Genomic DNA, 13,648 nt, shown 5'->3' with positions numbered 1-13,648 from the left:
GTAACTAGGATCGGTTACCGTTCGACAGAATCAATCTAACGCTGCCGGCACATCGGATGCGTGCGGCGCGAGCCAAACAGTAACAACCACGACACGCCGGCAGCTCGCGTCGCATCTCTCGCCCATCCGTGTTCAATTTGCCCTCGACATTTCGCATTGGCACAACGCCCGTCGGCCAAGGCCATCCGGCGTTTCTCATCGCTGAAATTGGCCAGGCGCACGATGGCAGCCTCGGTACGGCGCATGCCTACATCGATGCCGTGGCCGGCACGGGCGTCGGTGCAGTCAAATTCCAGACGCACATCGCCGCGGCCGAGTCGACGCCGGCCGAGCAATTCCGCGTCAAGTTCTCGCCGCAGGATGCTACCCGCTACGAGTATTGGAAGCGGATGGAATTCACCCCGGACCAATGGCGCGGATTGGCCCAACATGCAACCGAGCGCGGACTGATCTTTCTGTCGTCGGCCTTTTCCCTGGCTGCGGTCGAAATGCTCGACGAGTTGGAGATGACCGCCTGGAAGGTGGGCGCGGGCGAAATCGGCAGCCTGCCGATGCTCGAGCGGATGGCCAAAACCCAGCGGCCAGTACTGCTTTCCAGTGGTCTTTCCTCCTGGGAAGACCTCGACGCGGCCGTCCGTTGCGTTCGCGATGCCGGTGCGCCGGTGGCCGTTCTGCAATGCACGACGGCCTACCCCTGCCCGGCCGAAAAGGTCGGCCTCAACGTCCTCAATGAACTACGCGAGCGCTACGGTTGTCCGGTCGGTCTATCTGACCACTCGGGCAAAATATATGCCGGACTGGCGGCCGTTACGCTTGGCGCCACCATGCTCGAGGTACACGTCGTATTCTCGCGAGAGTGCTTCGGGCCCGACGTGCCGGCATCGCTCACGACCGACGAGCTGCGACAACTGGCCGAGGGAGTGCGATTTATCGAGACGGCGCTTGCACATCCCATCGACAAGCAAGCCATCGCGGCAGACCTCGCTTCGGTCCGACGGACTTTCGGTAAAAGTGTCGTGACCGCGCGGCCATTGCCTGTCGGCCATCGCATCACGGCCGACGACCTGGCATTCAAGAAGCCGGGGACTGGCATTCCTGCCAGCAAGTATCAGAGCGTGATTGGCACACGAACCAAGCGCGCTATCGCGCCGGACACACTTTTGTCAGAGGACGATTTTGAGTAACCCCAAACGCCGCAAAGTCTGCGTCGTGCTCGTCGACCGCGCAAATTACGGTCGACTAAAGCCTGTGATGCAAGCCATCGTCGAGCGGCCCGAGCTCGATCTGCAGGTAATCTGTTCTGGCACGATGGTGCTGGAACGATTTCAGCAGCCTGTCGACGTCGTGCGCGAGGATGGATTCCGCGTCGATGGCGAAGTCTACATGGAGTTGGAAGGATCAACACCGACCACGATGGCCAAAAGCATAGGGTTCGGCATGGTCGAGTTCACCAGCGAATTCCAACGCCTGAAGCCGGACGTGGTACTGCTTATCGGCGATCGTTATGAGGCTCTGGCAGCCACCATCGCCGCGGCCTACATGAATCTGTGCATCATCCATGTTCAGGGAGGAGAAGTGTCGGGCTCGATCGACGAAAGCGCCCGACATGCGATTACGAAGTTCGCCCACTTCCACTTTCCCAGCACGAAACGCTCTGCGGATTATCTCGTGCGGATGGGGGAGCGCCCCGACACGATCCTTGGCACCGGCTGTCCCTCGAGCGACATCGCCCGAGTATTCGACCGCACGCTCGACCCTGACGTGATTAATAGTCGCGGTGGTGGAGCGACGATCGACGTTAAAAAACCGTTTTTGCTGGTCCTGTTTCATCCCACGACGACCGAATTCGGCGGTGAGCGCGGCCAGATGGACGCCCTGCTCGACGCCTTAAATCGTTTGCAAATTCAAACGGTTTTGCTGTGGCCGAACATCGATGCAGGTTCGGATCATATTAGTAAAGCGATCCGCGTATTTCGCGAGCGTCGCCAGCCCAGTTGGCTGCGCACGCTTACGAACTTGACCCCCGAGAAGTACCTGAAGGTGCTGTCCAACGCAGCCTGCGCGATCGGCAATTCGAGCAGCTTTGTGCGTGACGCCGGCTACTTCGGAACGCCGGTCGTGCTGGTCGGTCATCGCCAAGGGGGGCGCGAGCACGATGTCCACGTCACGCCGACTGATCCGGTCGGCGACGCAATCGAGGCGGCAGCCCGCAAGCACCTGGCCCATGGACGATACGCACCGAGCACCCTGTATGGCGATGGATACGTTGCCGAGCGTATTGCCGCCGGACTGGCGGGCCTGACGCCGTATGTCCAAAAGCGATTGCACTTCATTAACGACTAGCAGCCGATCGCAGACCTTACATGTTGCGGGTACTTGGCATCGTGACAGCGCGCGGTGGATCCAAGGGGATTCCGCGCAAGAACACAGCGCCCGTTGCCGGGAAACCGCTGCTAGCCTACACCGCCGAGGTGGCTTTGGCGGCCCGCCACCTAGCCCGCGTGGTGCTTTCGACAGATGACGAAGAGATTGCCCAAGTGGGACGAGCATGTGGTCTAGAAGTCCCCTTTATGCGCCCCGCCGAACTTGCGCGGGATGACACGCCTTCGCTGCCGGTTATCCAAGATGTGATCCGACGATTGGAAGACAACGGGGATCGCTACGATGCGGTCTTCACATTGCAACCTACAAACCCTCTCCGCGTCACCGAAGATATCGACGGTGCCATTGAGTTGCTCGAGCGAACGAACGCGGACTCGGTGATCTCGTTTGTCGACGTGGGAGAACGGCATCCGGCGCGCATGAAATTCATCGACGCCGAAGGGCGCGTGACCGACCCACCGTTCGCCGAAGCCTTTGAGGGGCAGAGACGGCAAGACCTGGCCAAGCTGTACTTGCGTGACGGGTCGGTATACGTGGCGCGCCGCGACGTCGTGATGGTGCAAAACTCGCTCAAAGGGCGCGACTGCCGCGCCTGGCTGATGCCGATCGAGCGCTCGTGCAACATTGACACGCCGTTCGATCTGTTCCTGGTCGAACGTTTGCTGGAAAATCGGGCCGGCCACGCGGGAGCCGCCCGGTGAAGATTCTGGTGGCCGAGTCAAACGGCTTTTCGGCCACGGCGCTGCAATCGTTGCGGAACGTGGCTGAGGTTGTCGAAGCGGATCTCGATCGAGAGGGACTGCTCGCGGCCATCGCCGACGCCGAGGTGCTGTGGGTGCGGTTGCGGAATCGGATTGACGCCCCAGTCTTCGACGCCGGTACCCGACTTCAATATGTCGTCACGCCTACAACGGGACTAAACCACATCGATCTTAAGGAGGCCGAGCGGCGGGGAATCCAAGTCGTCTCGCTCAAAGGGGAAACGGCGTTCCTCAAAGACGTGCGTGCCACGGCTGAGTTGACCATCGCGCTGCTATTGGCCTTGTTGCGCCAGTTGCCGGGCGCCGTCGCCAATACGCAAGATGGCCATTGGAATCGCGACGCTTTTCAAGGGCGCGAGTTGTACGGTAAAACGGTCGGAGTGGTAGGATATGGTCGGCTCGGTCAAATCGTCGCACGCTATCTGCAAGCTTTTGACATGCGCGTGCTGGTCAACGATCCGGACATCGATCCCGAGGAGCTTGCCGCAGGCCTGACGAAAGTACCTCTGGCGAAGCTGCTTGCTCAGGCCGACATTGTGACGTTGCACGTCAATCTCTGCGATGACACATACGGCTTCTTCGGTCGAGAGCAGTTTCTAGCCATGCAGCCAGGCAGCTGGTTCATCAACACGTCGCGGGGTGAATTGATCGATGAAGCGGCACTACTGGACGCGCTGCAATCGAGACGTCTGGCCGGCGCCGCCCTCGACGTACTGTACCAGGAAGACGCTTCCGGCATGCGGGGGCATCCGCTGGTAGAATTTGCGAAAGCCGACCCGCGATTGATCATCACACCGCACATCGGCGGCTGCACTCGCGAATCGATGGAAAAGACCGAGCGTTTTCTGGCCAGTCGACTAACCGCATTACTGGCCGCGAAGGCTGCGATCTAACACGCCGAACCACGCGGTATATCAAGGCACCATTGAGCGAACCATCGCTGCACAAAGATGGACCAACAACCCGCCCGGCGGCACCAGCAACCGCTGCGCGCAACAGCCTGAACATATTTACGACGCGGTTGCTGACGCTGCCGATCACGATATTGACCAGTATTCTGGTGGCAATCGTTCTCGGGCCGGCAAATCGCGGCATTTACGGATTTCTGGTACTGATGGGCGGATTTGCCCTGCCGCTATTGATGTTCGGGTTCGGCGCGTCTGTAACCTACTTCATCTCCAACAAGCGTTACGCGGTTCGCGACATCTTTTTGACCTGCGTCACTGTGGGTGTTATGCAGGGAACAGTCGGAGCGTGCCTGCTGGGCCTGCTGTGGTATTTCGATTTATTGGGTGAAACCGCAGCCGCAACACCTCCGCATTTGATGTTGCTGGTGTTGCTCACACTACCGATGCAGGGCGCGACGTTAACCTTGAATCGTGTGGCGTTAGGCGATTCTTGGTTTTCGGCGAGTAATCGCATTGCTTACGCCACCGCGATCCTCACCTCAACTATGCTATTACTGCTTGTCGTCATGGCACAGCTTGGCCTGCGCGGCGCGGTCATCGGCATGGTGACCAATCAGGTGCTGCTGTTAACCGCCAGCACCATCGCATCGATCAGGCGATTCCGGCCTGTGCTGGCCTGGAACACGACGTTTCTTCGAGAGGGAGCACGATACGGCCTGAAGGCATGGGTGGGCGACGTCGTGGGATATTCGAATCTTCGATTGGATCAGTGGATCCTTGGTATGGTGGCCAAATCCGAAGTTCTGGGCACATATGCCCTGGCCGTGAGCTTCGCTGAGATGTTGTGGATGCTGCCCGATTCCCTGGCGCATGTGCTTTTCAACAAGGTCGCGGCGGTGAAGGATGTTGCGCAGCGGCAAGAGCTGATCGAACGAATGAACCGCGTCGTCTTTTGGACACTGGCGGTAGCAGGCGTCGCAGTGGTGTTTGCGGCGCCTGGTATCGTGTACATCCTGGGCGACGCCTACGCTGCCACGGCCGTGCCGCTTGCGCTGCTAATGCCTGGGACCGTTGCCATGACAGTCCATAAGGTTCTGACGAAGTATTTCGGAGGAGTGGGCAAACCGCATTTGTCCGGCACGACGGCAGGAATTGGTGGCCTGGTAGGTTCTTTGTTGTACTTTGTGCTGATACCACGTTACGGTGCCGTCGGCGCGGCGATTGCCTCGTCGGGGTGTTATATTGTGACGGCGGTCACCGCCGTGGTCGTGTATCGCCGGTTGGTGGCGCCGCACAAGGCACGGTTGTTCCGGCCCAATCTGGCTGACGCGGCCTGGCTCGATCAACAGGCCCGCCTGGCGATTCGCAGCCGGCAACCTACTGGCGGCTAGCCACATTCACATTCTTTGTGCCTGGATCGAAACCAGGTTGCTTGAAATCTCGCGTTGCTCAAGGGATGAATTATGGCGTCTGGCCCAAAGTCGTTGACTCGCTTTTTCTCCGCCGACAAGACCATTCCCAGTCGCACGATGAATCGCCTTGGCGCCCAGGTGGCGCGCACAGTCATGGCGCGCATGATGCACAAGATGCGTGCGCCGCGCGCACACGTCGATACCTCGGTTCGTGATGACGTGGAGACACTCGAGCGTGACGGACTGCTCATCATCCCGAACTTCCTACCTACGGCGACCGTGGACGACTTGCGGCGTCGCGCCGAAGAGATCTGGAGCCGCGAGCAGAAAAACATCAAGGTGTTCCGCCACGGGCCCAATTCGTTGAACGTGATCGCCGAACAGTTCGCCCCGTTACGCCCCGACTTGGATGCGTTCTATAGCGACCCACGCTTGCCCGCTATTTTCGAGGCCGTCGAACATCGTCCCAATACTTTCGATCGGCGGGCCTACCGCGCCCTCGAACGATTGGTTCAGTCGGGCCCGCTCGATGTCGAAGATCCAGAGACCTTCCTGCATAGCGACATTTTTTTTACGACGCATAAAGGTTGGCTGTACCTGACGGACGTTACACCTGAGTGCGCGCCCTTTGTGTTCGTAAAAGGGTCGCATTTATTGTCCGGCAAAATGCTGTCGTATATCTACGATGAGAGTTGTCGCCAGAATACCGGTTCGCGGCGCATATCCCAGCGAGAGCTCGACGACCTGGGATTGCAAGAGATCACGCTCGCCTGCCCGCGCGGAACGTTTGTCGTAGCCAACACGTTCGGCTTTCACCGGCGCGTGCGCGGCGTGCCAGGGAACGAGCGATTAGGGCTACATGTCAGCTTGCGTACCAATCCGTTCTTTTCGCGAAGGTAACGCACTTCGCAGAGGAGCCAGGCGGCTCCTTGTTGGGGCATCGCCGACACGAAGCCCGAGTCGGCTGTCGTGCGACTTTGGAGGTTACGGCAAATGGCTGAAGAACTTTCCAGCGCGAGCCAAGGCATAGGCGAGTACGAGGCGTGGAACCAAATCTGGGAAAACGTTCCGGCGGACGAACTGTCCTTTTTCACCCGCGGCACGCCGCGACGTTTCAGGCAACTGAATCAGAAGATCTACTTCGAAGACATGTGGTCGATGCTCGGCAAGAATCGCTCGGCCAAATGCTTAGAAATGGGGGCCGGTCGCGGTACGACGAGCATGTATCTGGCTGCCGAGGGCTGCGACGTCACCATGCTCGACTTGGCTCCGCAAGCGTTTAAGCTTGCCGAGCAGAATTTTCGTCGCGAGAAGCTGCGCATCCCGCAGTTTGTCGCTGCCGATGCGACCAAGACTGGATTGCCGTCAGACTCCTTTGACTGCATCTATAGCATCGGGCTATTGGAACATTTCGATGATCCGCAACCGCTGCTGGCCGAGACATTTCGGCTGTTGCGTCCCGGAGGGCTGGCTTTTCACGTCGTCGTTCCGACGATCCCGGAACGGCGCATGATAGTGAGCTACGCCCTGTTCGCCCCTTGGAAGCTCCCTCCTCGACAGCTCAAGGACGTTACCAACCGTTTATTGGGTCGCAATACCAAGGGTGTGGATACTCCTATGACGCGCACCGAGTTTGGTGTCGCTGAATACCGGCATTGGGTGGAAGAATTGCACGCGGCGGATATTACCTGCGTGCCGTATTATTCCTATCACGCACCGCACAATATCCGCGCGGTCGAACGATACTTAGCCGTGCCGTTGTACCGTGCCCACCGCGCCGTGAAGCGTCAATTCGCAAACGCACCATGGGCCCGCACTTGGAACTGTCTGGCCGCGTGCGTCTTGGTTTCCTTTCGCAAGCCCAGTCCATCCACATAAGTGCCGGCAAAGCAGAATTGGCATTGCTTGAGACCCGCACACATGAGCGCACCCCCCGTGAAAATCGCCCCGAGGAGCCGAGCATGACCGCCCGCTGTCACGTCTGCCGCAGTGAAGACACGCGGCGCATGTTCCAGGCACCATTGGAAAAGTTCACCAAGGCGATGGGCCGCACCGGCGGCGTCGACTATCACTTTTGCAATCATTGCACAGTGTTGTTCCAGTACCCGATCTTCGACCAGGCCGAGTACGAGAAATTCTACGAAAAGGTGCAACGTTCCGACGAAACGGGATACCGCACCGGCGAGGTTCCCAGCAAGCATCTGAAAAAGAAGCGCATGGACACCGCTTTTAAGTGGAACCAGCTCCGGCTAATGGACCTCGAACGACTCCTTCCTGGCAAACGCATCTTCGAAGTCGGACCGGCCGAGGGAACGTTGCTTGCCAGCTTTCGCGACCGTGGTTTCACGGTCAGCGGTGTCGAACCCTTGGCGCCGTACGCGCGATACGCCCGAGACGTTTACAAGTTGGATGTAAGCGACGGCTATTTCGATGCGAACCTGGCGGCGAAAACCAAGGCCGACATGGTGATATTGGACGGCGTCCTGGAGCACTTGATGACGCCGTTCGACATGTTGCTGCTCATCAGAAAGATGATCAGTCCGGATGGGATTCTGTATATGGGAGGGCTACCGATCGCGGAGTTCTCCACGCCATACATGGCTAATATCGCGCACATCACACTGTGGAGTCGGCGGTCTTTGGCATTCGCGTTGGAATGCGCAGGCTTCACGCCTTTGAATATCTTGGCAGGCCGGCCGGGCAATCGACCTGCCGAATGGGTCTGTATCGCGCAAGCCTGTCGTGAGCCTCGCGATATCGAGCGCGAACAGCCAGTAACATACCCCGCGCCAGATTTCGATAAGCTTGCAGCGCATTGGGACGAGACGTTAAAGCGCTACGCCCTGGCAGATGATCGGCGCCGCAAGTATGGGCCTGCGTACACTCTGCTCACGCGCACGGTGCGAGCCGTGCCGGGGGCGCGGGAACTTGTGCAGAAATTCGCCAAATAGCACTACGATCGACCGAGTCCCTTGGATGCTCGTCCAGGAATTGTTGTCTTGAGCGTTGAATTGCCATTGAGTGCCTCGCCACCAACTAGCTATGGCGCTGCGCCCAAGGTGTTATTTAACATCACGCATGGCTTTCAGGCGCGGATGTTGCTCCGTTCGGCGATTGCCGATAGCCTGCTGGCCCGCGGCACTAGGCTAGTGATCGTTTCGCATAGCAGCCGGGAGCCGTATTTCCAGCAAGAGTTCACCCACCCGCAAATCGCTCTCGAGCCAATGCCCGAGCGGTTTTCGCGCGTCGAAGGTAATCTGATCACTCTGCGACAGTACATGTTGATGAACCCGTCGCTGGGCGGGACGCTGAACTACAAGAACGAGGCTTTCCGACGCGGCGCGCCCAAGCGTTATTGGCTGTCGCGCGCGGCGAACACGGTTTTGGGACGCATTGCCTTTCTGCGCCGCGCCTATATCGCGGCCGAGGCAGCGCTCTTTCGCGGCGCGGAATTCGACACCATTATCGATGAACACCGTCCGAACTTGATCGTGACCGGTACGCCCGGCTACAACCGCAACGACATTCACCTGTTGCGGGCCGCCAAACGCAAAGGGATTCCAACAGCAACCGTCATGCTTTCCTGGGACAATCTCACCAGCAAAGGGTACATGGGCGGAGTGCCCGAACATTTGCTGGTTTGGAGTGATCTAATGGCCGACGAGGCCGCGACATACCACAATTATCCTCGCGAGCGGATCCGTTGGTGTGGTGCGGCGCAGTTCGATCACTACAGTGGTTTCCGCGACCGGTTCGATCGTGCCGCCTGGCGCCGCCAGCACGGCATTCCCGAAGGGAGCCCGCTGATCGTCTATGGCACGATCAATCCAGGGGTGCTTGGCCACGAGCTGAATATCCTCAAGCAAATTGTTGCCGCGATCAATGCCGGGTCGATTCAACCCAGGCCGTACCTTTGGATTCGCCTGCACCCGCAAGTGGTCCGCGGCTTTTACAGCCTGTCGCTGGAGCCATTTCGCGCCTTGGCGGGTCCCAATGTGCGCGTTGAAGAGCCACCCGTGCAATCCGACAAGCTGGCCTGGGACTTACCTCGCGACGATGCCACGCACCTGGCGCAGCTCATGGCGGCAGGTGATATCGTGGTGACGACAAGCTCGACCCTGAGCATCGACGCGGCCTGCGCAGGCACGCCGATAATAAACGTGTTCTTTGATGGTGATCCTCCCGTTCACGAAGCGCAGTCTGCCCGACGATTCATGCACTACACGCATTATTCGCAGCTGCTCGAAACGGGAGGCATTGCCCAGGCGATGAGCATCGACGACTTCGTGCGGATGGCGAATGCCTATATCAAGAACCCGCAACTCGATCACGAAGGACGCGAAGCGATCATTCGCCAGCAACTCAATCTCCTTGACGGCCAAGCCGGCGTCCGCACGGCAGATCTTCTCTGGCAGCTTGCGTCGGCCGCGCAAGGGCAGCGTGCAAAGCATTCAAAATGATCGCTCGCAATCTGGATGCCCGTCGCGCGTCACGATATATGGCAATGCAAACCGACTCGAAACTAATCAACTGTTACGCGTCGACCTCGCCTGCCCACACTTGGCATGAGCAGTACGCTCAACACTTAAGCTGAAACGCTAGGAACTCTGGCATGCGCGTGCTTGTAACCGGATCGAGCGGCCTGATCGGCTCGGAAGCCGTACGGTTTTTTGATGCCTTGGGCTTCGATATTACCGGCGTTGATAATAACATGCGGGCCGACTTCTTTGGCCCGAAAGGTGACACGCGCTGGAACCGCGAGCAGCTCGAATCGCAATGTACGAAGTTCACGCATCAAGAGTTGGACATCCGCAATCGCGAGGGGGTCGATTCCCTGCTGCGCAGCGGACGCTTCGAGATGGTAATCCATGCCGCGGCGCAGCCTAGCCATGATCTGGCCGCCCAACGTCCGTTTGACGATTTCGACGTCAATGCCGTCGGCACATTGAATTTGCTCGAAGCCTGCCGCCGACACACGCCCGAGGCCGTATTCATTCAGATGAGTACCAACAAGGTGTATGGCGATGGGCCAAATCATATTCCCCTGAAAGAGCTGGAAACACGCTGGGACTACGACGACCCACGCTACGAGCATGGCATCGCCGAGGATTTTTCGATAGACCGCTGTTTGCACTCGCTGTTCGGCGCCTCGAAGGTTGCCGGCGATGTGCTGGCGCAGGAGTACGGCAAGTATTTTGGTCTGAAGACGGGCGTTTTTCGGGGCGGCTGCCTAACTGGGCCGTCGCACTCGGGCGTCGAGCTGCACGGTTTCTTGAATTACCTGGTACTGGTGGCCCTGGCAGAACGACCGTACACGATTTTTGGCTACAAAGGGAAGCAGGTTCGCGACCAGATTCACAGTCACGACGTGATCAACGCGTTTTGGCACTTCGCTCAAAACCCACGGCCGGGCGAGGTGTACAATCTGGGTGGCGGCCGCGATAACGCCGCCAGCGTCATCGAGTGCATCAATCTGATCGAGAAATTCAGCGGCAAGAGGCCGCAGCTAAGCTATTCAGACATCAACCGCGTTGGCGATCATATCTGCTATTACTCGGATTTGCGAAAACTACAGTCACACTTTCCGGATTGGCGACTGAGCTATAGCCTGGAACAGATTGTCGACGAGATGATCAACGCGGTGCAAAAGCAACAGCGGGCCTGAATCGCGCCATAGTACAAATGCTCGGACTCGAAGTTAGAACCATATCCGCGCATGGTCGCTACTCACAGCGGCAATTTCCAACCACCGCTCTGCCCAACTTTTTGTCGAGGCGTCATGACGTACGTTAATCAAGAGGCGGCGGAAGTCTCGGGCGAAACGATCGGTTTCAGCTTCGGGGCCAATTGGAAACGATTCCTCGCCGCGGTCGACGAGCCGGTCATCGCCAAGGCCGTGCAAAGCTTCGTTAATTTCACGCATCTGAAACGGCTCGATGATTACGATTTTCTCGACCTAGGCTGCGGCAGCGGACTGAGCAGCCTGGTCGCCTTGCGATTGGGGGCTCGCCGCGTGCTCTCAATCGACATTGATCCGAATTCGATCGATTGCGCTCGTAATTTGCGCCAGACCCAAGGTATCGACGAAAGCCGTTGGGAGATTCGGCACGGCTCGGTGCTCGACGAAGCGTTTCTGGAATCACTGGGACGCTTCTCGTACGTATATTCCTGGGGCGTTTTGCACCACACCGGATCGCTGTGGCGCGCCGTTGACAATGTCCTACGACACAACGTCGAAGGCGACGGTGTCTTCCACACCGCGCTCTACAACACCACGCCCAGTTCGGCGCGTTGGTTGAAAATCAAGCGGATCTGTAATCGTTCGCCGCACTTTCTGTTTCCCGTACTTTCACGCTGTTATGCGGCACTTTTGCTGACGAAGATGTTGACGCGGTTTCGTTCGCCGATCCGCTTCCTACGGGATTACCGGCAGGTGCGTGGCATGACCTTCTTGCGCGATATCGACGATTGGTTTGGCGGGCTGCCATACGAGTACTGCACACCAGACGAGACGGTCGATTTCCTGGCCGATCACGGCTTTAGCCTTTTGAGACTTAGAACCACCCGATCCAATGGCTGTAACGAGTTCCTATTCCGCGCCGGCGGCGCGCTCGGCGTCAGTGCCTGAGCGCGTGCTGCTGGTGTCGTGGGGATTGCCCCCCTCGGCGAATGGTTCTTCCGTCATTGTGGAGAACCTCTCGCACCAGTTTAGTCCCCAGGAAATGGTCCTGGCAGGACAGCAGTGGAGCGGCATGGAGTCATATCGTCGCGACCCGAAACTGCCACGAATCCATCTGCTGAACAAGGAATGGACGTGGCCCAAACGCGGTCAACGATATGTGCGCTGGACGACCTGGCTTACGCTGCCGAGTGTGGCACGTAGGCTGGCGAGAATCGCAAGCGATGAACATTGCGACGCGATCATGGCGGTGTTTCCCAACGAGTTCTTTGTCTACGCGGCGTCTTTGGCGGCCAAACGACTGCGTCTGCCGTACTACTTGTACTTTCACAACACCTACCGCGAAAGCCGCATCGGCAACGCGCAGCGATTCGCGGAGTGGCTGGAACCGCGTGTCTTTCGTCAGGCCCGCGCCGTCTTCGTAATGAGCGACGGAATGAAGGCCCACTACGAGCCGATCTACCCACAGGTTCGCTTCGAGTCGCTGGTACATTCCTTTAGCGAGCCGGTACCCGAGTTCACTCCGGCCCCTCCTCCGGGGCAAACGCTGCGATTGGCGTTCATGGGGCACCTCAACGGCTCGAATGTTGATGCCTCGCGGCGGCTCGCCGAGGTTGTGAATCGCCGGGAAGATTTGCAGATGACGACGTATTCCGGCACGCCGGACTGGCACTTCGACAATGTCGGCGTGTCTGGACCGCGGATCACCCACACCCGTGTAGCCTACGAGCAGGTAATGACGGAGCTACAATCGCACGACATCCTATTGCTACCACACGGCTTTTGTGGTGATGTCAGTCAATTAGAGTATGACACGATCTTTCCGACCCGAACGATTTCGTATTTGATCTCGAATCGTCCTATCTTGGCCCATGCGCCTCCAAATTGTTTTTTGACTCGCTGGCTGCGGAAATACGACTGTGCCGAAATCGTCGACGAGCGCGACACAAACAAGGTCGAGGCCGCGATCGATCGATTGCGTAACGACCCACTGCGTCGTGAGCAACTCGTCCGCAACGCTTTGCAAGCCGCTCAGCAGTTTTACGGGCCGGTTGTGGCCAAACACTTGCGACAGGTCATGGCCGAGACGATGGCGCCTTCGCTGGCCCGCGCCTGACGCCGTTGCGTGCCAGCACCTTCTATATTGCTCTCTGAGAAAACGCTCATGACTGCTGCCGAAACAGAGACCGCCATGCCCCGCAAAGTCCGGGTGGGGCTGTTGGTGGACTCCTTGACGGCGCCCGCTTGGATCCAGGTGATGATCGAGCGGATCATGGCCTCGAGCTACGCGGAAATCGTCTTGGTAATCCGTGATGGCTCACCCTCACGACCTCGTCCGCCCGCCTGGAGGCGACTGCTCAATTACCGCCATCATTTGCTGTACCTGGCATATCGCAAGCTCGATCGGCGGTTTTTTCAACCTCGTCCTGATGCGTTTGCGCCACGCGAATTGGGGCCACTACTGGCGTCGATCCCAAGAATCGATGTCATACCTCAGCGAACCCG

Annotated in this window: 13 protein-coding genes; all 13 read left to right on the top strand. The window is 58.5% G+C overall.

Features of this window, described 5'->3' with window-relative positions; translation table 11 throughout:
- The first annotated feature begins 137 nt into the window (after positions 1-137).
- Entirely contained in the window at positions 138-1,184 is a 1,047-nt protein-coding gene (locus VGG64_03195) for an N-acetylneuraminate synthase family protein (protein ID HEY1598578.1), read from the top strand.
- Positions 1,177-2,343: a UDP-N-acetylglucosamine 2-epimerase gene (gene neuC, locus VGG64_03190; GenBank protein ID HEY1598577.1), complete on the top strand. Its 1,167-nt coding sequence runs from the start codon at positions 1,177-1,179 to the stop codon at positions 2,341-2,343. Before VGG64_03195 ends, neuC begins: the two co-directional genes overlap by 8 nt.
- A gap of 20 nt (positions 2,344-2,363) precedes the next feature.
- On the top strand, positions 2,364-3,083 hold the full coding sequence (locus tag VGG64_03185; GenBank protein ID HEY1598576.1) for an acylneuraminate cytidylyltransferase family protein: 720 nt from the start codon (positions 2,364-2,366) through the stop codon (positions 3,081-3,083).
- Positions 3,080-4,036: an NAD(P)-dependent oxidoreductase gene (locus tag VGG64_03180; GenBank protein HEY1598575.1), complete on the top strand. Its 957-nt coding sequence runs from the start codon at positions 3,080-3,082 to the stop codon at positions 4,034-4,036. The genes VGG64_03185 and VGG64_03180 overlap by 4 nt, the downstream gene beginning before the upstream one ends.
- A gap of 32 nt (positions 4,037-4,068) precedes the next feature.
- Positions 4,069-5,442 carry an oligosaccharide flippase family protein gene (locus VGG64_03175; GenBank protein HEY1598574.1) on the top strand — a complete coding sequence of 458 codons (1,374 nt, stop codon included), beginning with the start codon at positions 4,069-4,071 and terminating at the stop codon, positions 5,440-5,442.
- Between the two features lie 72 nt (positions 5,443-5,514).
- Positions 5,515-6,363 (top strand): phytanoyl-CoA dioxygenase family protein, encoded by an 849-nt coding sequence (locus tag VGG64_03170; protein ID HEY1598573.1) that lies wholly within the window; start codon positions 5,515-5,517, stop codon positions 6,361-6,363.
- A 93-nt stretch (positions 6,364-6,456) separates the two neighbouring features.
- Positions 6,457-7,341 (top strand): class I SAM-dependent methyltransferase, encoded by an 885-nt coding sequence (locus VGG64_03165; GenBank protein HEY1598572.1) that lies wholly within the window; start codon positions 6,457-6,459, stop codon positions 7,339-7,341.
- Positions 7,342-7,424: 83 nt separating this feature from the next.
- Entirely contained in the window at positions 7,425-8,414 is a 990-nt protein-coding gene (locus tag VGG64_03160) for a class I SAM-dependent methyltransferase (protein HEY1598571.1), read from the top strand.
- A gap of 48 nt (positions 8,415-8,462) precedes the next feature.
- On the top strand, positions 8,463-9,923 hold the full coding sequence (locus VGG64_03155) for a hypothetical protein (GenBank protein HEY1598570.1): 1,461 nt from the start codon (positions 8,463-8,465) through the stop codon (positions 9,921-9,923).
- 152 nt (positions 9,924-10,075) lie between these two features.
- Positions 10,076-11,128: an NAD-dependent epimerase/dehydratase family protein gene (locus VGG64_03150; protein ID HEY1598569.1), complete on the top strand. Its 1,053-nt coding sequence runs from the start codon at positions 10,076-10,078 to the stop codon at positions 11,126-11,128.
- A 114-nt stretch (positions 11,129-11,242) separates the two neighbouring features.
- The gene (locus VGG64_03145) at positions 11,243-12,091 is read left to right on the top strand and encodes a class I SAM-dependent methyltransferase (GenBank protein HEY1598568.1); all 849 of its coding nucleotides are present in this window, start codon (positions 11,243-11,245) and stop codon (positions 12,089-12,091) included.
- Positions 12,036-13,259: a glycosyltransferase gene (locus VGG64_03140; GenBank protein HEY1598567.1), complete on the top strand. Its 1,224-nt coding sequence runs from the start codon at positions 12,036-12,038 to the stop codon at positions 13,257-13,259. Before VGG64_03145 ends, VGG64_03140 begins: the two co-directional genes overlap by 56 nt.
- 75 nt (positions 13,260-13,334) lie before the next feature.
- On the top strand, positions 13,335-13,648 hold a 314-nt coding region (locus VGG64_03135), incomplete at its 3' end, for a hypothetical protein (GenBank protein HEY1598566.1).

The sequence above is a fragment of the Pirellulales bacterium genome (assembly GCA_036490175.1).
GTDB lineage: Bacteria > Planctomycetota > Planctomycetia > Pirellulales > JACPPG01 > JACPPG01.
The sequence above is the reverse complement of the archived record's forward strand: the minus strand, read 5'-3'. Positions and strand labels throughout refer to the sequence as shown.